This is a genomic window from Streptomyces pseudogriseolus (assembly GCA_002154585.1).
GTDB classification, from domain to species: Bacteria; Actinomycetota; Actinomycetes; order Streptomycetales; family Streptomycetaceae; genus Streptomyces; species Streptomyces pseudogriseolus.
In genome coordinates this window covers 7,227-7,492 of sequence record MUNG01000487.1, presented here as the reverse complement: position 1 = coordinate 7,492, position 266 = coordinate 7,227, and the positions used below count along the sequence as shown (strand labels likewise).

1 protein-coding gene is annotated in these 266 nt (G+C 75.2%); it reads left to right on the top strand.

Annotated features, from left to right (window positions below; translation table 11 throughout):
* On the top strand, positions 1-187 hold a 187-nt coding region (locus CCN29_RS36475; protein ID WP_442538597.1), incomplete at its 5' end, for a hypothetical protein.
* Positions 188-266: the final 79 nt, after the last annotated feature.

The following is a 266-nucleotide window of genomic DNA, read 5'->3' as shown; positions in this document are numbered from 1 at the left end:
GGCCCCGGCCGCCGCGCCGCAGCCCGTCGTCGGTCCGCCCATGCGGCCCGGGCAGAAGCCGGAGAAGGTGACGCTCGCGCATCACCTGCGGATCGGCAGCGCCGACTTCCGCCCGGGCGAGACGGCGCTCGTATCGCCGGACTACGCCCGCCAACTCCGCCGTAACGGCTACGCCGCCCGCGGCTGATGACGGACCCGTACGCGCTCGCCGACGCCGACCCCGTCGCCGAGATGCTGCGATGGCTCGCCGACCACCCGAAGGTCAC